The 24706-nt window shown below is 44.4% G+C and carries 27 protein-coding genes; 24 read left to right on the plus strand and 3 right to left on the minus strand.

The genetic code is table 11. The annotated features are described in order from the left end of the window. Nucleotides 1–116 precede the first annotated feature (116 nt). The 3 genes from ACFPTP_RS08185 (at nucleotide 117) to ACFPTP_RS08195 (ending at nucleotide 2740) form a co-directional block, all read left to right on the plus strand. Complete coding sequence (locus ACFPTP_RS08185) at nucleotides 117–704, plus strand: xanthine phosphoribosyltransferase (protein ID WP_381443525.1); 588 nt, start codon at nucleotides 117–119, stop codon at nucleotides 702–704. Continuing rightward, the gene (locus tag ACFPTP_RS08190; RefSeq protein WP_381443526.1) at nucleotides 701–1999 is read left to right on the plus strand and encodes a nucleobase:cation symporter-2 family protein; all 1299 of its coding nucleotides are present in this window, start codon (nucleotides 701–703) and stop codon (nucleotides 1997–1999) included. The genes ACFPTP_RS08185 and ACFPTP_RS08190 overlap by 4 nt, the downstream gene beginning before the upstream one ends. Before the next feature lie 177 nt (nucleotides 2000–2176). Then, nucleotides 2177–2740: an SMI1/KNR4 family protein gene (locus ACFPTP_RS08195; protein WP_381443528.1), complete on the plus strand. Its 564-nt coding sequence runs from the start codon at nucleotides 2177–2179 to the stop codon at nucleotides 2738–2740. A gap of 99 nt (nucleotides 2741–2839) precedes the next feature. Here the strand turns inward: ACFPTP_RS08195 and ACFPTP_RS08200 are convergent, their stop codons facing one another. Beyond that, entirely contained in the window at nucleotides 2840–3064 is a 225-nt protein-coding gene (locus ACFPTP_RS08200; protein WP_381443529.1) for a hypothetical protein, read from the minus strand. 103 nt (nucleotides 3065–3167) lie between these two features. Next, nucleotides 3168–4070, minus strand: a complete 903-nt coding sequence (locus ACFPTP_RS08205; protein WP_381443530.1) for an aldo/keto reductase — start codon at nucleotides 4068–4070, stop codon at nucleotides 3168–3170. A 107-nt stretch (nucleotides 4071–4177) separates the two neighbouring features. Here ACFPTP_RS08205 and ACFPTP_RS08210 point away from each other — a divergent pair, with 107 nt between their 5' ends. The 12 genes from ACFPTP_RS08210 to ACFPTP_RS08265 all read left to right on the plus strand — a co-directional run bounded on the left by ACFPTP_RS08210 (nucleotide 4178) and on the right by ACFPTP_RS08265 (nucleotide 14700). Beyond that, on the plus strand, nucleotides 4178–4723 hold the full coding sequence (locus tag ACFPTP_RS08210) for an NUDIX hydrolase (RefSeq protein ID WP_381443531.1): 546 nt from the start codon (nucleotides 4178–4180) through the stop codon (nucleotides 4721–4723). Nucleotides 4724–4777: 54 nt separating this feature from the next. After that, a complete protein-coding gene (locus ACFPTP_RS08215) occupies nucleotides 4778–5290 on the plus strand; it encodes a hypothetical protein (RefSeq protein WP_381443533.1) in 513 nt (170 codons plus the stop codon). An 86-nt stretch (nucleotides 5291–5376) separates the two neighbouring features. Then, a complete protein-coding gene (fur, locus tag ACFPTP_RS08220; RefSeq protein WP_381443534.1) occupies nucleotides 5377–5835 on the plus strand; it encodes a ferric iron uptake transcriptional regulator in 459 nt (152 codons plus the stop codon). Nucleotides 5836–5885: 50 nt separating this feature from the next. After that, a complete protein-coding gene (xerD, locus tag ACFPTP_RS08225) occupies nucleotides 5886–6785 on the plus strand; it encodes a site-specific tyrosine recombinase XerD (RefSeq protein ID WP_381443536.1) in 900 nt (299 codons plus the stop codon). A gap of 46 nt (nucleotides 6786–6831) precedes the next feature. Next, on the plus strand, nucleotides 6832–8025 hold the full coding sequence (gene deoB, locus ACFPTP_RS08230; protein ID WP_381443537.1) for a phosphopentomutase: 1194 nt from the start codon (nucleotides 6832–6834) through the stop codon (nucleotides 8023–8025). Nucleotides 8026–8039: 14 nt separating this feature from the next. Then, nucleotides 8040–9338, plus strand: a complete 1299-nt coding sequence (locus ACFPTP_RS08235; protein ID WP_381444215.1) for a pyrimidine-nucleoside phosphorylase — start codon at nucleotides 8040–8042, stop codon at nucleotides 9336–9338. 332 nt (nucleotides 9339–9670) lie between these two features. Continuing rightward, nucleotides 9671–10021 (plus strand): anti-sigma factor antagonist, encoded by a 351-nt coding sequence (locus ACFPTP_RS08240; protein ID WP_381443538.1) that lies wholly within the window; start codon nucleotides 9671–9673, stop codon nucleotides 10019–10021. Further along, nucleotides 10011–10457: an anti-sigma F factor gene (gene spoIIAB, locus ACFPTP_RS08245; protein WP_381443539.1), complete on the plus strand. Its 447-nt coding sequence runs from the start codon at nucleotides 10011–10013 to the stop codon at nucleotides 10455–10457. Before ACFPTP_RS08240 ends, spoIIAB begins: the two co-directional genes overlap by 11 nt. Nucleotides 10458–10460: 3 nt before the next feature. Further along, nucleotides 10461–11249, plus strand: a complete 789-nt coding sequence (locus ACFPTP_RS08250) for a SigF/SigG family RNA polymerase sporulation sigma factor (protein ID WP_381443540.1) — start codon at nucleotides 10461–10463, stop codon at nucleotides 11247–11249. Nucleotides 11250–11252: 3 nt separating this feature from the next. After that, on the plus strand, nucleotides 11253–12701 hold the full coding sequence (locus ACFPTP_RS08255) for a spore germination protein (RefSeq protein ID WP_381443541.1): 1449 nt from the start codon (nucleotides 11253–11255) through the stop codon (nucleotides 12699–12701). A 62-nt stretch (nucleotides 12702–12763) separates the two neighbouring features. After that, nucleotides 12764–14092 carry a diaminopimelate decarboxylase gene (gene lysA, locus ACFPTP_RS08260; protein ID WP_381443543.1) on the plus strand — a complete coding sequence of 443 codons (1329 nt, stop codon included), beginning with the start codon at nucleotides 12764–12766 and terminating at the stop codon, nucleotides 14090–14092. Between the two features lie 236 nt (nucleotides 14093–14328). Then, nucleotides 14329–14700, plus strand: coding sequence for a GNAT family N-acetyltransferase (locus tag ACFPTP_RS08265; protein ID WP_381443544.1), 372 nt, complete (start codon nucleotides 14329–14331; stop codon nucleotides 14698–14700). Between the two features lie 14 nt (nucleotides 14701–14714). Here ACFPTP_RS08265 and ACFPTP_RS08270 read toward each other — a convergent pair whose 3' ends face one another. Beyond that, complete coding sequence (locus ACFPTP_RS08270) at nucleotides 14715–15227, minus strand: DUF309 domain-containing protein (protein WP_381443546.1); 513 nt, start codon at nucleotides 15225–15227, stop codon at nucleotides 14715–14717. A gap of 52 nt (nucleotides 15228–15279) precedes the next feature. Between ACFPTP_RS08270 and ACFPTP_RS08275 the strand changes: the two genes are divergently transcribed. From ACFPTP_RS08275 to ACFPTP_RS08315, 9 genes are all read left to right on the plus strand, one after another. Beyond that, the gene (locus ACFPTP_RS08275) at nucleotides 15280–16026 is read left to right on the plus strand and encodes a segregation/condensation protein A (RefSeq protein ID WP_381443547.1); all 747 of its coding nucleotides are present in this window, start codon (nucleotides 15280–15282) and stop codon (nucleotides 16024–16026) included. Next, nucleotides 16026–16640 (plus strand): SMC-Scp complex subunit ScpB, encoded by a 615-nt coding sequence (scpB, locus tag ACFPTP_RS08280; protein ID WP_381443549.1) that lies wholly within the window; start codon nucleotides 16026–16028, stop codon nucleotides 16638–16640. Before ACFPTP_RS08275 ends, scpB begins: the two co-directional genes overlap by 1 nt. Further along, complete coding sequence (locus tag ACFPTP_RS08285) at nucleotides 16637–17635, plus strand: D-alanyl-D-alanine carboxypeptidase family protein (RefSeq protein WP_381443551.1); 999 nt, start codon at nucleotides 16637–16639, stop codon at nucleotides 17633–17635. The genes scpB and ACFPTP_RS08285 overlap by 4 nt, the downstream gene beginning before the upstream one ends. A gap of 117 nt (nucleotides 17636–17752) precedes the next feature. Next, nucleotides 17753–18484, plus strand: a complete 732-nt coding sequence (locus ACFPTP_RS08290; RefSeq protein ID WP_381443553.1) for a pseudouridine synthase — start codon at nucleotides 17753–17755, stop codon at nucleotides 18482–18484. A gap of 172 nt (nucleotides 18485–18656) precedes the next feature. Further along, the gene (resA, locus tag ACFPTP_RS08295) at nucleotides 18657–19187 is read left to right on the plus strand and encodes a thiol-disulfide oxidoreductase ResA (RefSeq protein WP_381443554.1); all 531 of its coding nucleotides are present in this window, start codon (nucleotides 18657–18659) and stop codon (nucleotides 19185–19187) included. 16 nt (nucleotides 19188–19203) lie between these two features. After that, on the plus strand, nucleotides 19204–20856 hold the full coding sequence (gene resB, locus ACFPTP_RS08300) for a cytochrome c biogenesis protein ResB (protein ID WP_381443556.1): 1653 nt from the start codon (nucleotides 19204–19206) through the stop codon (nucleotides 20854–20856). 2 nt (nucleotides 20857–20858) lie between these two features. Next, the gene (gene ccsB / locus ACFPTP_RS08305; RefSeq protein ID WP_381443558.1) at nucleotides 20859–22043 is read left to right on the plus strand and encodes a c-type cytochrome biogenesis protein CcsB; all 1185 of its coding nucleotides are present in this window, start codon (nucleotides 20859–20861) and stop codon (nucleotides 22041–22043) included. 103 nt (nucleotides 22044–22146) lie between these two features. Continuing rightward, nucleotides 22147–22866, plus strand: coding sequence for a response regulator transcription factor (locus ACFPTP_RS08310; RefSeq protein WP_381443560.1), 720 nt, complete (start codon nucleotides 22147–22149; stop codon nucleotides 22864–22866). Then, entirely contained in the window at nucleotides 22859–24661 is a 1803-nt protein-coding gene (locus ACFPTP_RS08315; protein WP_381443561.1) for an ATP-binding protein, read from the plus strand. Before ACFPTP_RS08310 ends, ACFPTP_RS08315 begins: the two co-directional genes overlap by 8 nt. The last annotated feature ends 45 nt before the right edge of the window (nucleotides 24662–24706 follow it).

Consider the following 24706-nt stretch of genomic DNA (forward strand, 5'->3'; position numbering starts at 1 on the left):
CATTCGGTTAATTCAAACCCCGAATGACCTTGCTCCACTCATGAATGAATGGATGCACGGTCATTTGGGGTTTTTTAATTCCTTCTGATCGTGAATAAAAAAGGAGGAGCATCAGGTTGAAGCAGCTACAGGAGAAAATCATGCAGGAAGGTAAAGTGCTTTCTGATCAAGTATTGAAAGTGGATTCGTTTTTGAATCATCAAATCGATCCTCCGCTTATGAAAGCCGTCGGAGAGGAATTCGCTGAACGGTTCAAGGAGGATGGTATTACAAAGATCCTTTCCATCGAATCATCTGGAATCGCACCCGCAATGATGACTGGCCTAGTATTGGGCGTACCAGCGATTTTCGCTCGGAAACGCAAATCATTGACGATGAGCGATCACTTATTTACAGCTGACGTTCATTCCTTCACAAAAAATGAAACGAATGAAATTTCCGTTTCAAAGGATTTCTTGAAAAAAGGGGACAAAATTTTAGTCATAGATGATTTTCTTGCGAATGGACAAGCAGTACTAGGGCTTCTTGATATTGTTGAGCAGGCGGAAGCTGAGCTTGTAGGAGTCGGCATCGTCATCGAAAAAGGTTTTCAGCCGGGAGGCACGATGATCCGGGAAAAAGGAATCCGGGTAGAATCATTGGCGATTCTCGAATCACTCGAAGATGGAAAAGTTGAATTCAGGGAAGAAGGTACATCATTATGAAATCAGTTGTATTAGGTTTTCAACATTTACTTGCCATGTATGCAGGAGCGATTCTCGTTCCGCTCATAGTAGGTCAGGCAATCGGCTTAACTTCTACTCAACTAACGTACCTCGTGTCCGTCGATATTCTCATGTGTGGAATCGCAACGATACTGCAAATTATGAGCAACCGGTTTTTCGGAATCGGGTTGCCGGTCGTTTTAGGATGTACGTTCACGGCGGTCGGTCCGATGATTTCCATCGGCGGCAACTATGGAATTTCAGCGATTTATGGGGCGGTAATCGCTTCTGGATTAATCATCGTCCTTATCAGTACGTTTTTCGGGAAGCTGATCAAGTTCTTCCCGCCAGTGGTGACGGGTTCTGTTGTAACAATTATCGGAATCACTTTAATACCTGTAGCTTTGAATAATATGGGTGGGGGATTCGGCGCTCCGGATTTCGGATCAAGTACGAACATCCTTCTTTCCTTTGGAACGCTTCTTTGCATCATTCTGCTATACCGTTTTACAACCGGTTTCCTTCGATCCATTTCGATTCTGCTCGGAATGGCTGCTGGCACAGTGGCGGCAATGATGTTTGGCATCGTAGATTTCGGCGCAGTGAAAGAGGCTTCGACATTTCATTTATTAACGCCATTCTATCTAGCAACACCGACGTTCCATTTAATTCCGATCTTGACGATGACGTTGGTCGCAATGGTTTCATTAGTGGAATCCACGGGAGTGTATTTCGCATTGAGCGATATTACCGAGAAGGAAATCACGGAGAAAGACTTGGAGAAGGGCTACCGTTCGGAAGGATTGGCTTCTTTGATCGGCGGGATTTTCAACGCATTCCCGTACACGACCTTTTCTCAAAACGTCGGTTTAGTACAAATGTCTGGCGTCAAGTCACGTAAAGTCATTTTAATTACAGCCATCATGCTCGTCTCATTAGGCTTCATGCCGAAAATCGCGGCGATGGCAACCGTCATTCCGACTTCGGTATTGGGCGGCGCGATGGTAGCGATGTTCGGTATGGTTATCTCACAAGGGATCAAAATGTTGAGCAAGGTCGTAGGGGAGTCACAGGAAAACGCGATGATCATCGCTTGTTCAGTTGGCCTTGGCCTTGGCGTTTCCGTCGTTCCTGACATTTTCGCTAGTCTTCCTGCAAGCTTACAAATGCTAACAAGCAACGGCATCGTAGCCGGCAGCTTGACGGCAATTGTGTTAAACATCATGTTCAATATGCTTCCTTCGAAGAAGCGTAAGAAAGCAGCGCAGCTACAGTTAGCGGAGCAAGAAGTATAATTTTAACTAAAACTGTTAGAAACGAGACTCCTGCATAGGGTCTCGTTTTTGTTTATTCATTCTTTTCTAGCATCATATATGCTAAGGTATTGTTAATTATAGGAAATAAGGAACTAGACATAGCTGACGTAGGTCAATTCATACTTACAAAATAAATGTAGTTGAAAGAGGGATTAAATGTTCATATACGAATTCATTGAGGAATGTAATGAAAAATACCCTAGTATTGACAAGTCCAAACCTGCGTCGGAAGAGATGGTTAGAGCATATGAGAAAACTCTTGGCTATCCCTTACCTCAATCATTTAGAGCGTTTTTGAAACAATTCTCAAACGGCATCTTCTTATTGGATTGTGAACCAATAGGTGGAGTTGACAAAAACTCCCCTTGCTCCGATATTCGTAACGTTCACGATATTATTCCGGATGTGCCAAATCAAATACTCGCAGTAGAAACTAATGAGTTGATTAATTCATGTAGATTAATTTCTTTCACAATGTTTGATGCTGGTGATAGTTCGAATAATCATTGGGTATTCATATGTGATGATAATGTGAAAAATAATGATTATAGGGTTGGTTTCATAAGCCAAGATACGAAGAAAATTATTAAAACTTTAAGCAACTTTGAGGAGTGGATAAAAATCTTATGGGAGTATGATAAACAAGGTGATATAAATCTCCCTGTTTTCCACGTGTTATATCCAACTTTTGACCAAAGAGTATCGTTGTTGCAGGAATAATAATGGCTTTTAGTACAGGATATGTACAAGAGCTTTTATGAAGTGTAGGATAAAACGAAAAACGAGACTCCCGCAAAGAGAGTCTCGTTTTTCATTCGCTTATTTGCTGCTATCGTCAGTTCCTGTATCCGTGTCAGTATCAGTACCATCATCTACATCGAGATTCACATCAGTATCTGTGCCGTCATGTACATCGGCAGGTGGATTATTGACATCTACATCCGTATCGTCATCGCCATCTCCACATGCTGCGAGCAGTCCTACGGATAGGAACGTCGCGGCTCCAAGCTTCAACCATTTTTTGTCTTCTGTGAGTAGTTTCATTGAAATCTCCTCCAAGGTGTAATCTTTAATTGTTGCCTACTTGTTAGATACCCTTGAAATAGTTTCCTAATCATTACAGATTTGTTTCAAAAGTATTACAGAATTACAGTCGGTGCTGTTCGTACTGATGTGCTTCGGTCAATGGCACAATGGAGGCTAGCTCGGATTGATCCACTTCCTTTTCGTATGCAACAATCGAATCGAGTAGCTGATCTTTTGAGCTGGCGCCAATCAATGCGGAAGCTACTACATCTTCCTTCAGGTTGAAAGCTAGGGCGAGCGCATGCATGTCGTTGGCAGTCTCATGTAACTCGCCGACTGTCTTCTTCAAGCCTGCAGAATCATACGCAACAAATCCGTCCATATTCTTAACGCGAGTAAGGCCTTCATCCGTCAACAGCCCTTTTGCCAATGTTCCCCGAGTGATGACGGATGCCCCAGCTTCATGGATTATAGGGAACCATTCCTCAGGCCTCCGATCGAGTAGACTGTACTGCATCATGACGGAAACTGCAGAGCTGTTCGTTAAAAAACGTTCGATGACATTCGGTCGAATGGACGAAATACCATACTGCCGGATGACTCCTTCCTTTTTCAATGCCTCAAAAGCTTCGATTGTTTCCGTCACATCATCTTCCATCGTACCGCCATGTAATTGATAGAGGTCGATATAGTCTGTGCCAAGGCGTCTCAGGCTGTCCTTTACAGCCTCCATGATATATGCCTTCGAAGCATCCCAGCTCCATCCATCCTCTCCTTGAATCATGCGGTTGCCAACCTTTGTCGCAAGAATGATTTCATCCCGTCGGCCTTTCAACGCTTCGCCAACTAGAGATTCATTTTTGCCAGCAGCATATAAGTCTGCTGTGTCGAAGAAATTGATGCCAGCGTGTAATGCTGCGTCTACAATGTTCTTCACTTCTTCCAAGTTGTCCGGGAATGACATGCACCCAAGTCCTAGTTCGGATACATACATTCCGCTATTTCCAATTTCTCTTTTTTTCAATGGCGCACCTCCGTAAATTGTTTTCATCTACTTTACTAACACTGTACAATGTAGAAGATAATAGGTGAAGTATTCTTGCTTGAGTTGATGAAAAGGAGCTTGTCAAAATGAATCGTTTTGAGGAAAAGACTGTTGTATCCGAAAAAATATTTGAAGGGAAAATCATCTCCCTTCGTGTCGACGATGTCGAACTGCCGGACGGAAAGCGCGCGAAAAGGGAACTCGTCGATCATCCAGGTGCTGTCGCCGTCATTGCAATCACTGATGATGGAAAACTGGTTCTTGTCGAGCAATATCGAAAGGCGTTGAACCGGTCCATCATTGAAATTCCTGCCGGTAAAATCGAGCCTGGAGAGGACATTGCGATCACAGCACTCCGTGAATTGGAAGAGGAGACGGGGTACGGTGCAAATAAATTTGAATACTTACAGTCATTCGCAACGTCACCAGGATTTGCAAATGAAATCATTCATATATTCGTAGCGCAAGGACTATATAAAATAGACAAGCCTGCCGCGGGAGACGAAGATGAGTTCATCCAGCTATATGAATGCACGATTGAAGAAGCAGAAGAGATGGTGCAAGATCAACGTATTTACGACGCAAAAACAGCTTTTGCAATCCTCCACGCGAAAAAACTTCTGAAACATTGAGCTATTTCGGAACGGACAAGCATACGTTATAGAAACGATGCGGAGGTGAAGCCTATGGTCCGTTCCTTATCTTTTATCCATCTATTTATCGTACTAGCCGTCGGATATATCGGCGGGGCATTGTTGTTCAGGGAAATTCCGACAGCTGCATCCGAAAAATGGATCGGCTTTTTCGATCCGAGGGTCATTTCAACGATTGAAGGATCTATTTGGAGACCTTTTCTAACGATGCTGCTATTTTTTGTTGTGACTTTCCTTTTGTCAATAAACGGCAAAACGAGACATGCGATTCTTTTATTCGGTGCCGTAAAATGTGTTTTGTTTGGATTATCATCCTCTTTTCTCTTATATTCAGGGATGAAAATATGGGAATACGCGATTTGGTGGTTCCCGTTCCAGTTCATTTCCTGTCTCATATTTCTCATCTATTGTGTTGTGTTAAGTCCGCCTTATTTCAATAGAGTATCGAGGAAAGCTAGGAATCTGCAAGCGGTTCCCGTTTTGGCGGGAATGTCTTTATTCATCTTTTTATTGGAGATTACGATATTCCATTTCCTCATTCGCTGATTGGATTGGAAGTCTACTATTTCCTTTCTGTTGTCACAAAGAACGCCTCTTTGGTATAATGGGTTCAGTGTTGAGGGGGGCGTCATATGGAGAGCCGGATTGAACGGATCAAAAAGCAATTGCACGGGGCCAGCTATAAGTTGACGCCTCAGCGAGAAGCTACGGTCTTGGTCCTTCTTGAGAATGAAGAAGATCATTTAAGCGCTGAAGATGTTTTTTTACTTGTCAAAGAGAAAGCGCCGGAAATCGGCCTTGCGACTGTCTACCGGACATTGGAACTTTTGACGGAGCTGAAGGTCGTCGACAAGATTAATTTTGGTGATGGCGTCTCCCGTTATGATTTGCGTCAAGAAGGGGCATCGCGTTTTCATCATCATCTTATTTGTATTGAATGCGGAAAAGTTGCTGAAATACAGGAAGACCTCTTGGGCGATGTCGAGAAAATTGTCGAAAGCCGATATGGATTCAGTGTAAAGGATCATTGGCTGACCTTCCATGGGATTTGCGAAAACTGCAAATCTGCTGGAAATGATAGTAAAAAGTGAAATGGGGATGGCGTGATGCTGTCCCTTTTTGTAATTGGGAGGTAGTTTGTATGAAGGATAGTAAGTTTGCGCTGGAGGATTATATCCACTTTCTCAAAGTGGAACGGCAGCTCTCGCAAAATACGGTTGCATCCTATAAAAGGGACCTTTCTAATTATATTGACGATCTGGAAAAGGCGGGTGTCGAGTCCATTGATGACATCGACCGTACAGCTATTCTGCAATATTTGCATGCAATGAAAGAGCAAGGGAAATCGTCTAGGACGGTTGCAAGGCATATTTCTTCAATCCGCTCATTTCATCAATTTCTATTACGTGAAAAAGTGACGACGCAAGATCCGACCGTCCATTTGGAAATGCCGAAACTTGAACAAAAGTTGCCCTCGGTCCTGTCTGTAAAGGAAGTTGACAAATTGATTTCCATGCCAGAAAGCAGTAAGCCACAAGGGAAAAGGGACATTGCGTTGCTGGAGTTGCTTTACGGGACTGGAATGCGTGTCAGTGAACTGATCGGTTTGAATGTGGACGATATCCATATTTCCATGGGGTTTGTCCGCGTCTTCGGTAAAGGCGGAAAGGAAAGAATTGTGCCATTAGGTGGCGGCGCAATGAAAGCGTGTACAACATACATACGGGAAGCACGTCCGATTTTCATTGAAAAAACGAAAGGGACTGAGGCGCTTTTCGTCAATATGAGAGGGAGTCGCTTGACTCGGCAGGGCTGTTGGAAAATAATTAAAGGATATGCGCTGGAAGCGGGTATACAAAAAGGACTGACCCCTCATATTTTGCGTCATTCCTTTGCCACCCATCTCATTGAGAATGGGGCGGACATTCGCGCTGTCCAGGAAATGCTTGGACACGCGGATATATCGACGACGCAGATTTACACGCATGTGAGCAAAGCAAGATTAAAAGACGTATACGTGAAATTCCACCCTCGCGCTTGAAATCGCGGAGGACATTTTGGGAACTATGAATACTGGAGGTATGGATATGGAAGAAACTAAATTTAATCGCGTGCATTTAATCGTCCTTGACTCTGTCGGAATCGGCGAATCACCTGACGCTCATTTATTCGGAGACGAAGGGGCGGATACGCTTGGGCATATCGGAGAACAGATGGGCGGATTAAAAATGCCGAACATGGGGCGTCTAGGCCTTTCCAATATTAAGGAAATCAAAGGTGTTGCAGTTGAATCAAACCCTGCTGCTATTTATGGGCTTATGCAGGAAGCTTCCGTTGGGAAAGATACGATGACGGGTCATTGGGAATTGATGGGTCTGAATATCGATAAACCTTTCAAAGTATATCCGAACGGATTCCCGCAGGAACTTATCGATGAGTTGGAGAAACGTACGGGTAGAAAAGTGATCGGCAATAAACCGGCGAGCGGAACCGGGATCATTGATGAACTCGGTCCGGAGCATATGGAAACAGGTGCAATCATCGTTTATACATCGGCGGATCCCGTTCTTCAAATTGCAGCACATGAAGGAATCATTCCGATTGAAGAGCAATATCGCATTTGTGAAATTGCACGTGAACTTACATTAGATCCGGAATTCCTTGTCGGCCGCGTCATCGCAAGACCGTTTGTCGGAGAGCCAGGTAATTTCACCCGTACGACAAACCGGCATGATTATGCTTTGAAGCCTTTCGGCAGAACGGTCATGAATGAATTGAAGGACGCTGGCAAAGCGGTTATCGCGGTCGGTAAAATATCCGATATATTCAATGGAGAAGGTGTGACGGAAGCAGTCCGGACGGTAAGCAATATGGACGGGGTCGACAAATTGATCGAAGTGATGAATTCCGATTTCACTGGTATGAGCTTTACAAATCTCGTCGATTTTGATGCGTTATTTGGTCACAGGAGAGATCCGATCGGTTACGGAAACGCATTGCAGGAATTCGATGCCCGCTTACCGGAAATCATTGATGCATTGAAACAGGATGATTTGCTTATCATTACAGCGGATCACGGGAACGATCCTGTGCATAGCGGAACAGACCATACGAGAGAATATGTTCCTTTGCTAATTTACTCACCGGCTTTCAAAGGTGGAGGCGAATTGCCGATGCGGAAAACATTTTCAGATGTAGGCGCGACGATTGCGGATAACTTCGACGTGAAAGCTCCAGAGTTTGGAGAAAGCTTTTTAAGTTCATTAACGGAAAAGGTGTGATGATTGTGTTCAGGATGGTTGATATCATCGAGAAAAAAAGAGATGGGGAAATGCTTTCCAAGGAGGAAATCACTTTTTTCATCAATGGCTATACAGAAGGGTCCATTCCGGATTATCAAGCGAGCGCCCTATTAATGGCGATCTACTTCCAAGGCATGACGCCAGAAGAGCAGGGTCACCTGACGATGGCGATGGTCGAATCTGGAGACCAAATTGATCTATCTGCGATTGAAGGGCTGAAGGTCGACAAACATTCGACCGGGGGTGTTGGTGATACGACGACATTGATCCTCGCTCCATTAGTTGCAGCATGCGGCGTTCCGGTTGCGAAAATGAGCGGCCGCGGCCTTGGTCATACGGGTGGAACGCTCGACAAGCTCGAAGCGATAGAAGGATTCCATATCGAGCTTACTGAAGAGCAGTTTGTTAAACAAGTGAATGATTTTAAAGTTGCCGTCATCGGGCAAAGCGGCAATTTGACGCCCGCGGATAAAAACCTATATTCCTTACGTGATGTAACGGCAACCGTCAGCAGCATTCCGCTCATTGCAAGCTCCATCATGAGCAAGAAGATCGCTGCAGGAGCAGATGCAATTGTGTTGGACGTAAAAACAGGCGAAGGTGCATTCATGAAGACATTGGAAGACGCCGAAGCGCTTGCACATTCGATGGTCGCAATCGGCCGACAAGTCGGAAGAAACACAATGGCCGTCATTTCAGACATGAGCCAACCATTAGGCTATGCGATTGGAAACGCGCTTGAAGTTAAAGAAGCGATCGATACATTGAAAGGCCAGGGACCTGAAGATCTGACTGAACTTTGTCTCGTCCTAGGAAGCAAAATGATCGTTGCCGGCGAAAAAGCGGAAACGGTTGAAGAAGCGCGCGCAATGCTAGAGGCAGTCATCAAAGACGGTTCAGCATTGAATCTGTTTGGAAAATTGATCGAAGCGCAAGGCGGAGATGCTCGTATCGTCCATGATCCATCCTTGCTCCCTTCGGCGAAATTCCAAATCGAAGTCCCAGCCCTATCATCAGGAACGATTTCTAAAATGGTAGCGGATGAAATCGGAGTCGCAGCAATGCTTCTAGGGGCCGGTCGGGCAACAAAAGACGACCAAATCGACCTAGCAGTCGGCATCGTCCTGAAGAAAAAAATCGGCGACCAAGTAAATGCCGGCGAACCACTAGCCATCATCCACGCCAACCGTGAAGATGTCACAAAATCGATAGAATTAATCCAAAAGCACATCCACATTTCAAACCAAGTACAAGAAAAACCAGCCTTGATCCATGAAATGATTACAGGTTAACAACATCTACTATTGGGCTGCCCGGAAAGTCGAAAAACCGACTCTCCGCGGCAGCCTTTTACTTATGTAGATATGATGACCCGCGCCCAAAGCGGCCCGTCCTGCGCCCAAAGCAAGCCCTTCCGCGCCCAAAGCGACCCGTCTTGCGTCCGATACAGCCGCAATCTAATTTTTCCTAACATGTGTAAACTGTCCTAAAAATGGATAGACTTTTTCAGGTAGAATGCTTTGTCGAAAGATAGGAAAAACACAAAGTTAATGACTAGTTATGTCAGGTGAAAGGATTTTCCCTGTCCGGTGTTGAATGATTCCGCAAGAAGGAGGGATTCAGCATGGCTGAAATTAATCAAATTGATGGCATTGTGGTCGTAACATTGGCAGGGGAGTTGGACAATCTTGAAGCGAACAGGATCCGTTCTACGATCTCATCTTCCATCTTCACAGGAAAAGTGAAAGGAATCATTTGGGATTTGAGCCGCCTCGGCTTCATGGATAGCGCGGGCATCGGACTTATACTTGGTAGGATGCGTGATTTAGCACCGTTCAACGGTGAAACGCTCATCTTGAACCCGTCCCCGACAATGGAGAAAATCTTCAATTTTTCCGGCTTAGGTTCCAACATCAGACACGGCTCGGTCGACAGTGTAATTGGTGAAATCGGAGGGGTATTACATGAGAAATGAAATGACATTATCATTCGTTGCAATCGAAGAAAATGAAGCGTTGGCGAGGATGGCGATGACGTGCTTTATAACACCGCTCGATCCGACCCTTGAAGAAATCTCGGAATTTAAGACAATCGTATCGGAAGCAGTGACGAATGCCATCATCCATGGCTATGAAAGCGATGGACAAAGCATGGTCACGATTCATGCAGTCATCGACGAAAACAAAGTGACGATGACGGTGGAAGACAAAGGCGGAGGGATTTTTGACGTGCAGCAGGCGATGGAGCCGATGTACACGACAAAACCGCTTATGGAAAGATCCGGTATGGGATTTACGATCATGGAAAGCTTTTCGGACAGCCTCTCAGTAGAATCATCCATCGGAAATGGAACGGTAGTGCGATTCGAGAAAACGTTTTCTCCGGTCACGGAAGCAAGCAGAATGAGGTGACCGATGGATACATCAGTTGAACGCCAAGATGCCCTATTATCACAGGAAAAAATGAGACTGCTCATCCAACAATCCCAAGAAGGCGACAAGGATGCTAGAAGGATGATGGTAGAGGGGAATACAAGGCTCGTCTGGTCCATTGTTCAACGATTTGCATCACGGGGAGCTGACTTGGAGGATCTGTTTCAGATCGGCTGCATCGGTCTCATGAAATCGATTGATAAATTCGATCTGACTTATGAAGTGAAGTTCTCCACATATGCCGTGCCGATGATCGTTGGGGAAATCCAGCGCTTCCTTAGGGACGATGGCATGGTGAAAGTGAGCAGGTCGATTCGTGAGCTAAGCTTCAAAATTCGCCATGCGACGGATGACTATATTAAAAACCACGGGAGATCGCCATCTGTTTCGGAAATTGCCGAAGTATTGGATGTCTCGATCGATGAAGTCATTCTTGCATCGGATGCTTTGCGCGATCCGGCATCCCTACATGAACAGCTGTACGAAAATGAAGGGGATAGTTTGACGTTGATGGATCAGTTAAGGGATGACCGTTCGGAAAGGTTTTTTGATCATATTCCGCTCCGGGATGTTGTATCCAAGCTGAATAAACGGGATCAGACAATCATTTATATGCGTTATTATTTGGATTACACACAAAGTGACATCGCTGAACGTATCGGCATTTCACAAGTGCAAGTTTCCCGTTTGGAAAAGAAGATTTTGGCGCAGTTGAAGAATTGGATGAGTGCACAACCAGAGGAAAGTGACAATAAAGTGAGGACGGATTAACATATGGCAAAATTATTCACATCTTTGAAAGATGGGGAAGAATGGTTTCAAAGCAAATTCGGTATCAATGAAACATTTGATGCTACTGCAAAAACCGTCCATTTATGGGGAATGCCGGTTCTCATGTTTTATATTAACGGTCTCATCGATGGACAAACATTGACAACTTTATTGGCCGAGATGCAAGAGGGGTTTGAAAAAGATGATGGCCATAAAGATGATCCCGAATGGTTTCTCGAATATTTCCCTTTTTACGCTTTGGAAGATGTAGATGAAAAAGAGAAATTTCTAACGATGATATTAAGCGGGCTTGTCGGATTTGTTTTGCCGAATGGATTCGTTTTTGCAGCTGATTTACGAAGCTCCCCTGGAAGACAACCGGAGGAACCCGATACGGAAAAAGTTATTCGCGGTGCAAGGGATGGATTTACAGAAAATATCATCGTAAATACAGCCCTTGTCAGAAGAAGACTGAAGACGGAAGACCTTCGATTTGAAATGCACCAGACGACTGTGAATGGAAAAGCGGATGTCGCCATCACGTATATGAAAGGGGCGGCTAGCGAGGAGCACCTTGACTATATTCGAAAAAGGCTTGATGACATCAAACATGACGGCCTTACGATGACGGATAAGTCGTTGGAAGAATTCCTATTCAAACAAAGATTCCACCCAATGCCTTTTGTCCGATTCACGGAAAGGCCGGACATTTGTGCTGCGTATCTTTTGGAGGGACGTATTGCCATTATTGTCGATACATCCCCTTCCGTAATTTTGGTTCCTATGTCGATTTTCGATCATTTGCAACATGCGGAGGAATACCGACAAGCACCGTTCATTGGGACGTTTGTCAGATGGCTTCGTCTGTCAGGGGCTGCGCTTAGCCTATTCATACTTCCATTTTGGTATTTGCTTTCGACGTACCAACAATATTTGCCTGTTTCGCTAAGTTATATTGGACCGAATGATCCGGGATCCATACCTCTTTTCGTCCAGTTATTAATGGCTGATATAGGCATCGAAGTGTTACGGATGGCGGCCATTCATACCCCATCACCGATGACGACGGCCATGGGACTCGTTGCGGCAATTGTCATCGGTCAAGTGGCGATAGATGTGGGCCTATTCACCGGAGAAGTCATATTGTATGTTGCGGTAAGTGCCATCTTTACGTTTGCAATTCCTTCATTCGAATTGAGTATTACAACAAAAGTATTCAGGATTTTCATTTTGATTTTGACAGGGATTTTGGGACCTGCAGGATTCTTTTTAGGAGTCGTATTCCTGTTCTACTATTTAGCGTCCTTAAGACCGATGGGCACCCCGTATCTATGGCCGGCTCTTCCGTTCTTCCCTCAAGCGATGCAACGGATTTTAATCCGTTTGCCTATGACAATCGATGCTCCAAGACCATTCATTGCGGACGCGCCGGATCGGAATAGGCTTTCGTAGAGGATTGATTCCCGGCTTCCAGTTATGATAAAGTTTTAACAACATGACTTGGAGGAATGAATATGCATCTATATGGAACTCAATCGGTGAATAATCTTGGCCACTTGACGATAGGCGGAGTCGATACAGTAGATCTCACGCATATGTATGGCACACCTTTGCTTGTATATGATATTGCTCTGTTTAAAGAACGCGCCACAGCCTTCAAGGAGACTTTCGCAAAGGCGGGAATCAAAGCGCAAGTGGCTTATGCTAGTAAAGCGTTTTCTTCCATTGCCATTTACGAGGTTGCAAAGGAGATGGGCCTCTCGTTGGATGTTGTATCGGGGGGAGAGCTTTACACGGCAGCTGCTGCCGATTTTCCGCGGGAAAAGATCCATTTTCACGGGAATAATAAAAGTTATACAGAACTACAATTTGCTTTTGATGAAAAAATCGGTTGCATCGTCGTCGACAATTTCCTCGAAATTGAGATGCTTAAGGAAATCTCGGAATCACGCAAAGAGAAGATGAATGTTTTATTGCGTGTCACTCCAGGAGTCGAAGCTTCAACCCATGACTATATTACAACAGGCCAAGAGGATTCGAAATTCGGTTTCGATTTGAAGAACGGCCAAGCGGATGATGCCGTCCTTAAGCTTTATAATCATCCTTACATCACTGTGCTCGGCATGCATTGTCATATCGGCTCCCAAATCTTCGAAACTGACGCTTTCCGTTTCGCAGCAGAAGCGCTGATGGAAAAGATGATTGAGTGGCGGGAGAAATTCAAATTCATATGCCCTGTCCTCAATCTGGGAGGCGGTTTCGGTATACGGTATACGGAAGAGGATAAACCGCTGCATCCATCTGCCTATGTGGAGGAAATGGAAGATGTCGTACTTTCTATGACACGTAAGCATAATTATCCAATGCCGGAAATTTGGATAGAGCCAGGCAGATCGCTTGTCGGAGACGCGGGTACGACCTTGTACACGACAGGAAGCAGCAAGGAAGTTCCGGGTGTAAGGACTTATGTGGCTGTCGATGGAGGCATGTCCGACAATATCCGTCCAGCTTTATACGAAGCGAAGTATACGGCTGCTACGGCAAACAGAATGTTGGATCCTCATGCTGACATAGTGACAATCGCAGGAAAATGTTGCGAGTCAGGTGACAAATTGATTGAAGATGCATATATTGCGGAACCTGCGGAAGGAGATATCATCGCTGTTTTCTGTACTGGAGCTTACACATACTCCATGGCGAGCAATTATAACCGCCTTCCGAAGCCAGCGATCGTATTTTGTGAAAACGGCCAACATCAATTAGTTGTCCGTAGGGAAACGTATGAAGATATCATTAGGCTCGACATTCCTTTACAGAGGACAGAACAGGAAATTTCATCATGAAAAGACGCAATATGACCCTTTTCCTGTTCATAGTCATTGCAGCAATCATTTGGGGGGCAGTATACTGGTACTTTATTGCCCCATTTGCCGGCCCGAATAAATGAACTTTCTCTATCATTGAAAAAGCCTAGGCTATCATGTACGATTATCATTAATCCGGCAAAGGTCCTCTTTTGAGAATGGAGGGACAACCACATTGCCGATGCCTGAGGATTTTTTGAAAAGAAGGGATTTCAATGATGCTTTTACGATACAAGAAGGCGTATGAGAAAATCGCCATGGGCTTGCTTTCTTTTATGCCCGGAGAAAAGTCTGTGAAAAAATTGCAGGAAACGATTCATCAGTACGAAAGCGAAGATGACTGGCATTTATTTCTTTTAAAGCAAGGTGAAGATTTTATCGGTCTCGTCGGAATCATATTGGACACTGATTCATACACCGTTATGCATCTCTCTGTAAATCCGTCGTTTCGGGGAGAAGGAATCGGCAGCAAGATAATCGCAAAGCTTGGTGATCTTTTTCCCGACTTGGAATGTAAGAGTACTGAGGATACGGAATCGTTCATGAAAAAATGCCGTCAAAAAGAAGAAGTACAACAAGATGAATGAGAAAAAGGCGCAGATCAATGTGGTCTGCGCCTTTTCTTTTCGCGTTCCATAAGAATATCGGAACGATCCCGAAGCATATGTTTATGAATGACAGCAACACTTCCAGCAGGAAGTAGCTCCATTTGAGAAGCAGCGTTTTCGACAGACAGTTGCAGCGATTCCGACGTCAAAAGAATCGGGAATGAAGCGAAGGTTCTACCATTCTCCACATCGTTGATCGTTCTTCTCAAATCCTGTACAAGCTGGTCATAATCAATGCCTTCCTTATAGCGGTCGCCATACTTATCGAAGGCAAGCATCCTGCTTTCCGCTTTTACGAGTGTTCGGTAAGCGCCATCCATATTGCCCCTTCTCCAATGGTAGAGCCCTGTGGATAAAAGGATATAAGCGGTGAGTGGATGATCTTTCGTATAGTCCGGTATCGATTTCCAATACTCTTCAAGTACTTCATGGCATTCGAAGTAGTCTTGATTCCTATTGAAATAAACAATAAAATTTAAGAATAGCGGATGATGATAAGGATTCATATAATCTTTCCTTTCCGTAAGATAAGCAGTAATGCGTAATGGAGGAGTCCTATTGACTTACAAAGTTAAATTGGAGGCTTTTGAAGGGCCTCTTGATCTATTATTACATTTAATCAACCGACTTGAAATCGATATCTATGATATTCCCATGGCGGAACTAACAAATCAATACATAGAGCATCTGCATGCAATGCGTGTATTAGAGCTCGATGAACTAAGCGAATATCTTGTCCTGGCAGCCACATTGATTGAAATCAAAAGCAAAATGCTGTTACCTGTCCATGAAGGAGAAGTATTGGACGAGGACTCCGATTTTCATATTGAAGAAGACCCGCGGGATGAGTTGGTTGCCCGCTTGATTGAATATAAAAAATACAAAGAAGCCGCAACATCCTTAAAGGAATCAGCCGAAGACAGGGCGGAACATTTCACGAAACTGCCAGGTGACTTATCTGAATATGGTGAAGTAACCGTAACGGTTCCTGAAGAAAAGATGAACGTTTTCGACTTGATCGGCGCGTTCCAGAAAATGCTCGAACGAAAGAAATTGCGGGCACCGTTGACCGCAAATATTGCAAAATCCGAGCTCTCGGTAAGTGAAAAGATGGATGATATCATGACATCTCTTGAAAGACTTGGCGGCAGTTGTGATTTCGAAAGTTTATTTGACAAAGAAGATGTAGAAGATTTAGTTGTAACATTCCTGTCGTTATTGGAATTGATGAAACGGCTTGACATTATTGTTAAGCAGGAAAACAATTTCGGAAAAATGACAGTGATGGTTGGAGGGGAAGAGTAATGGAAACAATCAATGAACGACTCACCGGAATGTTGGAAAGCTTTTTGTTCATAGCCGGTGATGATGGCTTGACATTGAATCAAATCGCCGCGCTGCTTCAAACAGAGACGGACTTGGCGGTTCGAGTCGCAGAAGGCCTCCGGTTGAATTATGAAGGAAGGCCGGAATCGGGAATTACCTTAAGACTTTATGGCGGGCATTATCGCCTTGTAACGAAAGCGGAGTACGCAGACGACATTCTTCGGATGCTTGAAAATCCTACTCGCAATTCAATTACACAAGCCTCTATGGAAGTGTTGGCAATTATTGCGTACAAGCAGCCCGTGACACGTATCGAAATTGATGATTTGCGCGGCGTGAAATCGGACGGCCCGATTCAGACACTTGTTGCAAAGGGTTTTATTATGGAGAAAGGGCGTATGGAAGGAAGCGGCCGGCCAATACTTTATGGGACGACAGATTTGTTTTTGGACAGATTTGGGTTGGAGTCGATTGACATGCTTCCTCCGTTAGCAGAAGGGGAAGATGAGGAGTCGTTCGGAGATACCGATCTATTCATGACAAAATTCCAAGAAGCGTTTGAAATCACAGAAGAAGGAGGAAACAATGAGTGAGGCAGGCGGTAGCCATTGTTCTATTCTTATCGATTTTATTGACTGCAGTACCGAAAGAGGCGGCGTCAGGAAGTTCATGGGCGGTAATCGATGCGGAGACAGGGCGTCTGCTGGACGGCTCCAATGAAAATCTTCAATTGCCGATTGCAAGTCTGACGAAAATTTGGACAGCTTTGACATTCATTGAAAGCGGAGCTCCAGAAGGTGAAATTGTCATATCGCCAGAGGCAGCCTCAGCTGAAGGCTCGTCCATTTATTTGGAACAAGGCACAAAAATGGATGCGGATGCATTGCTTTACGGACTGATGCTGCGTTCGGGCAATGACGCTGCATACGCACTTGCGGAGCATGCCGGTGGATCTGTGGACGGTTTTGTCGACTTAATGAATGAGAAAGCTGAATTGTACGGTTTGGAGCGAACTACATTCACGAACCCGTCAGGACTTCATGATGACCGGCATTTGTCGACAGCATACGAGACAGCGTTAATGCTTTATTTTGCAATGAAAAATGATAAGTTCTATAAAATCGCTTCTACGGAAAATTTCGTCTATCGAAAAGGGGATTATGTAAGAAGCTGGCGGAACAAACACCGACTTATCCATACAAATGATTATGCGATTGCTGGAAAGACGGGATTTACGAAAGCGGCGGGCAGAACACTTGCAACGTATTTCGAAAAAGATGGAAAGAAACTCATCATCGTCACATTGAACAATGGGGACGATTGGAATACACACGAGCAGCTGGCTAACGAGATATTTAAAAAATACAAGAATGTCACAGTAGCAAAGAAAGGGAAATACAAGATCCTTCCTGGCGTGAATGGTGAATTGAAAAAACCGATTGTCCTGTTATTGAATGAGGACGAGGTGGAAAAAGTATCGCATGTCGTCTATATACCGCGAAAGAAAGAGCATAAAGTGAATGGAACTTGGACCGTATCTCTGGATAACGATTTACTTATCACGGCTGAAATTGAGATTCACAAGTAAATCATTCGTGATCTGAACATGAAGCAATTAGGGAAGACTGACTGTATACAGGTCGGTCTTCTTTTCATTTGCAATGAAATATGACATAATTTTTTGAGGTAGAAGGAAGGTGACGAGTTGGAAAGATTACAAAAAGTATTGGCTCAAGCGGGCGTAGCATCCCGCAGAAAAGCGGAAACCCTAATCGTTGAGGGGAAAGTGAAAGTGAACGGAAAGGTCGTAACTGAATTAGGTACGAAGGTTAGTCGCGCAGATCGTGTGGAAGTAGAAGGCGTCGAGCTTGTCAAGGAGCAATTCGTCTATTATTTGCTATACAAACCTCGGGGTTATATATCGACTGTGAATGATGAAAAAGGGAGGAAGACGGTCCTTGATCTCCTTCCGATGGTGGAAGAAAGGATTTTTCCAGTAGGACGGCTTGATTATGACACGTCAGGCATTATCATACTGACAAACGATGGGGATTTCTCGTATCTGATGACCCATCCAAAGTTCGGCATCCAAAAAAGGTATGTCGCAAAAGTGAAAGGGATACCTGAACGGGAAGCGCTGAAAAGACTTGAACGCGGGATAGAACTAGACGATGGCATGACAGCCCCTGCACGGGTGAAAATGCAGTCATTTGATAAAAGGACAAACTCTGCGATTGTTGAAATTACAATCCATGAAGGGCGCAACCGCCAAGTCCGCAGAATGTTCGACGCAATCGGCTGTCCTGTCCAAAAGTTGAGACGTGAGCAGTTTGCGATGTTGACGACCCACGGTTTAAACGCTGGGGAAGCGCGGGAATTGACGACCCATGAGGTGAAACAATTGCGAGTTCTTGCTGAAACAGGGAAGATCGGTTAACGAATCCGGTTAGACTCCGGGTGGCAATTGCCACTGTGTGCTCGCAAAAGCCGTTCTTCGTAACGGCTTTCGCTTTTGAATTGTTCACAAACCTATCACCACTTCACAATTACTTCACTAATTGTTTTGCTATACTTAATATCGGAATCTTATTACGTTAGGGGGCTATCAATTGTCCAAGGCGAATAAAAAGCGTTCGCGCCTCATTTTCCGAGGTGTTGTTTTACTTTTGCTTGCAGCAGCTATTTTATTTTCCATATTCTCGAAAGACAAAGTCAAAGTTCTGGCAGTAGGTGACAAAGCCCCGGATTTTGAACTGGTCGATCTTGAAGGGAACAAGCATCGTTTATCCGACTATGCAGGAGAAGGCGTTTTCTTGAACTTCTGGGGAACATGGTGCCCTCCTTGTAAGCGGGAAATGCCTTACATTGAAAATCAATACAAAGCTTTCAAGGAAAAAGGAGTTCATGTATTGTCGGTCAATATCGCCGAATCCAACCTAAAGGTGGATACATTCCGCGATCAATACGATCTGACGTTTCCGATCGTCATCGATAAAAAGAAGGATGTCAAGGAGCTATTCAACATCGTTCCGCTTCCAACGACATTTTTGATTGACAAAGATGGGCGGATCAAGAAGGTCATCACAACAGAAATGACTGAGGATGAAATCATTTCTTATATGGAAAGCATCCAACCTTGATAAGGAGTTCGTACACATGAGTAAAATCAAATGCCAATGCGGTCATGATAATCCATTTGGAACGGTCCTTTGTGAAAAATGCGGCCGGCCAATGACCGAGGAAGCAAAAAACAGTGAAGTCGTCGATATGCGTTACGAGGGATCTGCCCGCAGATCCCAGACGTACAAACGATCAATCATCGATAAAATTTGGAATTTCTTCTCTAGTGTGAAAATTGGAGTAAGCATCATCATCGCTGTACTTGCAACTTCAGCAATCGGTACTCTCTTTCCCCAGAAATTTTATGTGCCGGTCAATCAAAATTCACCTGCGGAAATGTTAGCCTATTATGAACGGCTCTACGGATTTATAGGTACGCTTTATTACAAATTAGGCTTCTATGATATGTATAATAGCTGGTGGTTCAAAATCCTGATTGGCATGCTCGGCACATCCATTATCATCGCAAGTGTCGACAGGGTGATTCCGCTCTACAAATCATTGAAGAAGCAAAGAACGAAGCGGCATACTTCATTCATGAAGCGTCAGCGTATATATGGTATTGGACCTACTGAAAATGCCGATGCGTCACTTGCGAAGGCGGAAGAAAAGCTAAAAGGAATGAAATACAACGTTAAGACGGAAGATGGGGCTATTTTAGCCGAAAAAAACCGTTTCTCACGTTGGGGTCCGTATGTGAACCATACCGGGCTGATTATTTTCCTGTTTGGAATCTTATTGCGCGGCATCCCTGGATTCTATGTCGACGAGACGATGTGGATCCGTGAAGGGGAATTGCGTTCCATCCCGGGTGCACCGGGCTATTTTTTGGAAAACAAAGGCTTCAGTATGGAAATGTATTCCAAGGAAGAGGCCGATGAAGTTTTCGGCAAGGCGATCGATCGGGTCGGTTCTATCGTGAAATCCTATCAGACGGACGTCTCGTTATACAAAAACAAGGAAGACAGTCTGCCGGGTTCAACGGATATGGAGCATGTCAAAGACTATCCGATCATTGTCAATAAGCCGTTGAAATTCGATGGCTACAACATCTTCCAGATGGATTACAGACAAGGTGAACTGAAATCGATGACAATGGAGCTCATTGAAAAGAAAACTGAGAAATCCTTCGGCCAATTCACGATTGATCTTGATGATCCAGAAGGGATTTATGAGCTGAATGACGGAGCCCGTGTTGATTTGATCGGCTATTATGCTGATTATGATGGGGTTGAAAACGGCGAACCGGTTTCCAAGTCACCGATTCCGAACAACCCGGCTTTCATTTTCAATATGATCACGCCTGAGAAACCGAAAGGCGAAAAGAGCTTTGTTGCAATCAGGCAAACGCTTGAAACTCAAGAAAATGCATATAAAGTGAAATTCGTCAGTGCGGAAACAAGGGATATTTCCGGTTTAACGATTCGAAAGGACAAGACATTATATGTTCTTTTACTTGGCGGACTCATTTTCATGATCGGTGTCATCCAAGGTTCCTATTGGCATCATAGACGTATTTGGATCCAGAAAGGGGAAGGCGATGAGCTATTGGTTGCCGCCCATACGAATAAAAACTGGTTCTCTTTGAAAAAGGAATTGAACACCGTGAAAGATTTCGCGGGCTTGCCAAAATATGAAGACAGGCAAGATAATGAATCGTCTGCAGAGGAAGAGGAAGGAGTAAAATAAGTATGGGATTAGCATCGTTAAGTGCGAATTTGCTTTTAGTCTCTTTTATTGCTTATTTGGTCGCCACGCTATTTTTTGGCGGTGCAGTGAAAGGCGCTAAATCGGAAGCATCCTATAGAAATCATAGATGGGGCAATGTAGGGATTACGATCACTATCATCGGCTTCATTACCCATCTCGGATATTTTATTACAAGATGGATGGCATCAGGACATGCCCCCGTCAGTAATATGTTTGAATTTACAACGGCGTTCGGCATGATGCTGGTAGGGTCTTTCATCTTGCTATTCTTTTTGTATCGGACGCCATCCCTAGGGCTGTTCGCATTGCCCATTGCTATTATCATCATCGGATATGCAAGCATGTTCCCACGGGATATTACACCGCTAATACCGGCACTTCAAAGCTACTGGCTGACGATCCATGTCATCACGGCTGCACTAGGTGAATCAATCCTTGCAATCAGTGCGGTGGCTGGCCTTATTTACCTCGTGAAGAATATTGATATGACAAAGCCTTCCAGGCAGCGTTTTTGGATTGAAGCGGTTATGTTTACAGTTGTCCTTGTACTTGGATTCGTTCTATCATCAACGACATTCAAGTTAACAGGATATGAAGCCCATTTTACGTATATCGATAAAAACCAGGCACCTGCGAAAATCGAGTATCATTACCCGCCGCTATTCGGCATGCACGAATATGAAGCGCAAACGCCTGGAGTGATGACGCCGTGGGCTGAAATGCCGGCTGTCATCAATGCGAAAACATTGACGACGTTTGTTTGGTCAGTCGCAACAGGAACAGTCTTGTATCTACTCTTGCGTCTTATTTTCCGTAGACCGATTGCGGCATTATTCCAACCATTTGCGAAGAAAGCGAATTCACAGCTTATGGATGAGATTGGCTATCGTTCCGTACTTATCGGTTTCCCGGTATTTACACTTGGAGCTTTGATCTTTGCAATGATTTGGGCGCATGAGGCTTGGTCAAGATTTTGGGGCTGGGACCCTAAAGAGGTCTGGGCACTTATTACGTGGCTGTTTTACGCAGCGTTCCTACATCTCCGGCTTTCAAAAGGCTGGGAGGGGAAAAAATCTGCGTGGCTTGCGGTTATCGGATTTGTCATTATCATGTTCAATCTGATTGCCGTAAACTTGATCATCGCCGGTTTGCATTCATACGCCTAAACCGATTGGACTGCACAGAGCCGAATAGGAACTGTGCAGTTTCTTTTTTTATTGACTGCTTGTACAATAAGGACAGAAGTGTAGTTGAAAGGGGAAATTGATTATGGAAGAGACTGTTAGGTTATTAGTGGTGGACGATGAGGATCGGATCCGCCGTCTTCTCAATATGTATTTATCCCGCGAAGGCTTCGAAATCGATGAGGCAATAGATGGAGCCGAAGCGATTGAAAAGGCGCTCGCTAATCATTATGACTGCATTTTACTTGATTTGATGATGCCTGAAAAAGATGGCCTTGAAGTATTGCAGGAGCTTCGTGATGAAAAGAAAATGACACCAGTCATTCTTCTGACTGCGAAAGGCGAGGAATCGGACCGGGTTGCAGGCTTTGAAACAGGAGCAGACGATTACATCGTCAAACCGTTCAGTCCTCGCGAGGTCGTGCTCCGTGTGAAAGCGATTTTGAGAAGATCAGTCACTTTCCCGGATACAGCGGCTGCGAACAGTTCAAAGGATCTTGTCGTCTTCCCGCAATTGACAATTGATCATGATGCACACCGGGTGACGGCTGAAGGTAAAGAAGTGAACTTGACTCCGAAGGAATACGAATTGCTCTATTTCTTGGCAAAATCGCCGGATAAAGTATTCGATCGCGAGCAATTATTGAAGGAAGTATGGCATTACGAATTTTTCGGGGATCTACGGACAGTCGATACACATGTGAAGAGGCTGCGGGAAAAACTTAGCCGTGTTTCGGAAAGTGCCGCTAAAATGATTGTTACAGTTTGGGGCGTCGGCTATAAATTCGAGGTTCCGAATGAATAGAATATGGCATTCAATCGTCGGGAAGCTATGGGCAACCATATTGCTTCTCGTTTCCTTTGTCCTATTTATCGTCACTGTCCTTCTCCTTGAATTCCTTGATAATTTCCATACAAATCAAGCTGAGGATTCCCTTCGCAGGGAAGCGACGACAATCGGGAAAATCGTTTTGGACCATGAAAGCGATTCCGCGATGCAACTGATTATCCAAGACATTTTGGATAACGAAACGAATGCGATGATCATCGACTCGGAAAAAAAGGTCTATTATTCATTTCATAGGGGTCTAAATCAAGAAAAAATAGAGCGGAAAATCTTGTCGGAACCGAAGTTTTTTTCAAATGTTAAGATCAATGAGAAAGTCGTGAAAGAACTCATTCTTCCATCTCTTGCGGAAGAGAACGCTATGGAGAAATTCCTTGTTCTCATGTATCCATATGCCGAGGTCGATGGAACCATCCATTCCATCGTCATGTATCAAAGCCTTGATGCCGTTCATCGTACAACGAAAAGGACGACGCATATCGTTTTCCTATCCGCATTCATTGCTTTCGTTTTAACGACAATCTTCGCTTTCTTCCTTTCTACGAAAATCACTTCTCCATTACGGGGAATGAAGCAAGCTGCATTTGAATTGTCGAAAGGGAATTTTGAAACGCGTCTTCCGGTCATGCAGAATGACGAAATCGGTCAACTTGCGACGGCGTTTAACCAGATGGGCAGGCAATTGAAATATCAAATGGAATTGATTAAGCAAGAAAAGGAACAATTATCAAGCATCCTTACATCGATGACGGATGCTGTTATCACATTCAATCGGGACTATTCGATTCTTTTAAGCAACCCACAAGCCGAACGACTCTTGCAGAAGTGGTATTTTGCGAATGGTGCAAATGACAAAGTGTTACCGAAGGAAATTTTTCATATGCTGGAACATGCCATCACATTCGCAGAAGAAGTCGAAGATGAGCTCGAAATCGGCGGCCAGTTTTACGGCATCTCCATTAGTCCGTTGTACAGTGAAAATAGTATACGGGGCGCTGTAGCCGTGTTGCGTGACATGACTGACCAGCATAAGCTGGATAAGCTCAGATCTGATTTTATCGCCAACGTGTCACACGAACTGAGGACACCCATTTCCTTATTGCAAGGATACAGTGAGGCAATCATAGATGATGTCGTGACGAGTGAAGAGGAACGCAATGAAATGGTGCAAATCATCCACGATGAATCGAAACGGATGAGCCGGCTAGTCACAGATCTTCTAGACCTCGCCCGAATGGAATCCGGCCATATGAGGCTATACAAATTGAATTTCCCTCTCATTCCATTCTTGGATCGAGTGCGTAATAAATTCATGCAAATCGCCCGTGATTCGAATGTATCGCTATCATTGGATTTTGATGAACATGATAAGGATATTATCCTTTTTGCAGATGATTTCCGTCTGGAACAAGTATTTACTAACCTGATCGATAATGCGATCCGCCATACACCTGATGGAGGAAAAGTGACCGTTGGTGTCGAAAGGAAAGGGGATGTGGCTGAAATTATTGTCGCTGATACGGGGAGCGGCATTCCGAAAGAGGATCTGCCTTACATCTTTGAACGTTTTTATAAAGCGGATAAAGCTAGGACGAGAGGGAAAGGCGGCACCGGGTTGGGTCTAGCAATTGCCAAAAACATTATCGACTCACATGAAGGCAAGATTACTGCTGAACTTGGCGAAACATCAGGAACTATCTTCAAATGCGTATTGCCGATCGGCCAAGTAACTGCCAATGAAGAAAATATGTAAAAAAGATTGGACGAGCGCACGCCGGGATGAAACTTTTCATCTTGA

It is taken from the genome of Sporosarcina koreensis (assembly GCF_042655825.1).
GTDB classification, from domain to species: Bacteria; Bacillota; Bacilli; order Bacillales_A; family Planococcaceae; genus Sporosarcina; species Sporosarcina koreensis.

What these genes read in the sequence shown, in the direction of transcription:
- deoB (WP_381443537.1), top strand. Translation starts at nt 6,832, where the DNA reads ATGGAAGAAACTAAATTTAATCGCGTGCATTTAATCGTCCTTGACTCT.
- ACFPTP_RS08270 (WP_381443546.1), bottom strand. Translation starts at nt 15,227, where the DNA reads ATGAATCCTTATCATCATCCGCTATTCTTAAATTTTATTGTTTATTTC.
- ACFPTP_RS08265 (WP_381443544.1), top strand. Translation starts at nt 14,329, where the DNA reads ATGATGCTTTTACGATACAAGAAGGCGTATGAGAAAATCGCCATGGGC.
- ACFPTP_RS08250 (WP_381443540.1), top strand. Translation starts at nt 10,461, where the DNA reads ATGGATACATCAGTTGAACGCCAAGATGCCCTATTATCACAGGAAAAA.
- ACFPTP_RS08215 (WP_381443533.1), top strand. Translation starts at nt 4,778, where the DNA reads ATGGTCCGTTCCTTATCTTTTATCCATCTATTTATCGTACTAGCCGTC.
- ACFPTP_RS08210 (WP_381443531.1), top strand. Translation starts at nt 4,178, where the DNA reads ATGAATCGTTTTGAGGAAAAGACTGTTGTATCCGAAAAAATATTTGAA.
- lysA (WP_381443543.1), top strand. Translation starts at nt 12,764, where the DNA reads ATGCATCTATATGGAACTCAATCGGTGAATAATCTTGGCCACTTGACG.
- ACFPTP_RS08240 (WP_381443538.1), top strand. Translation starts at nt 9,671, where the DNA reads ATGGCTGAAATTAATCAAATTGATGGCATTGTGGTCGTAACATTGGCA.
- ACFPTP_RS08200 (WP_381443529.1), bottom strand. Translation starts at nt 3,064, where the DNA reads ATGAAACTACTCACAGAAGACAAAAAATGGTTGAAGCTTGGAGCCGCG.
- resB (WP_381443556.1), top strand. Translation starts at nt 19,204, where the DNA reads ATGAGTAAAATCAAATGCCAATGCGGTCATGATAATCCATTTGGAACG.
- scpB (WP_381443549.1), top strand. Translation starts at nt 16,026, where the DNA reads ATGGAAACAATCAATGAACGACTCACCGGAATGTTGGAAAGCTTTTTG.
- ACFPTP_RS08315 (WP_381443561.1), top strand. Translation starts at nt 22,859, where the DNA reads ATGAATAGAATATGGCATTCAATCGTCGGGAAGCTATGGGCAACCATA.
- ACFPTP_RS08195 (WP_381443528.1), top strand. Translation starts at nt 2,177, where the DNA reads ATGTTCATATACGAATTCATTGAGGAATGTAATGAAAAATACCCTAGT.
- fur (WP_381443534.1), top strand. Translation starts at nt 5,377, where the DNA reads ATGGAGAGCCGGATTGAACGGATCAAAAAGCAATTGCACGGGGCCAGC.
- ACFPTP_RS08235 (WP_381444215.1), top strand. Translation starts at nt 8,040, where the DNA reads ATGGTTGATATCATCGAGAAAAAAAGAGATGGGGAAATGCTTTCCAAG.
- ccsB (WP_381443558.1), top strand. Translation starts at nt 20,859, where the DNA reads ATGGGATTAGCATCGTTAAGTGCGAATTTGCTTTTAGTCTCTTTTATT.
- ACFPTP_RS08255 (WP_381443541.1), top strand. Translation starts at nt 11,253, where the DNA reads ATGGCAAAATTATTCACATCTTTGAAAGATGGGGAAGAATGGTTTCAA.
- ACFPTP_RS08310 (WP_381443560.1), top strand. Translation starts at nt 22,147, where the DNA reads ATGGAAGAGACTGTTAGGTTATTAGTGGTGGACGATGAGGATCGGATC.
- ACFPTP_RS08190 (WP_381443526.1), top strand. Translation starts at nt 701, where the DNA reads ATGAAATCAGTTGTATTAGGTTTTCAACATTTACTTGCCATGTATGCA.
- spoIIAB (WP_381443539.1), top strand. Translation starts at nt 10,011, where the DNA reads ATGAGAAATGAAATGACATTATCATTCGTTGCAATCGAAGAAAATGAA.
- xerD (WP_381443536.1), top strand. Translation starts at nt 5,886, where the DNA reads ATGAAGGATAGTAAGTTTGCGCTGGAGGATTATATCCACTTTCTCAAA.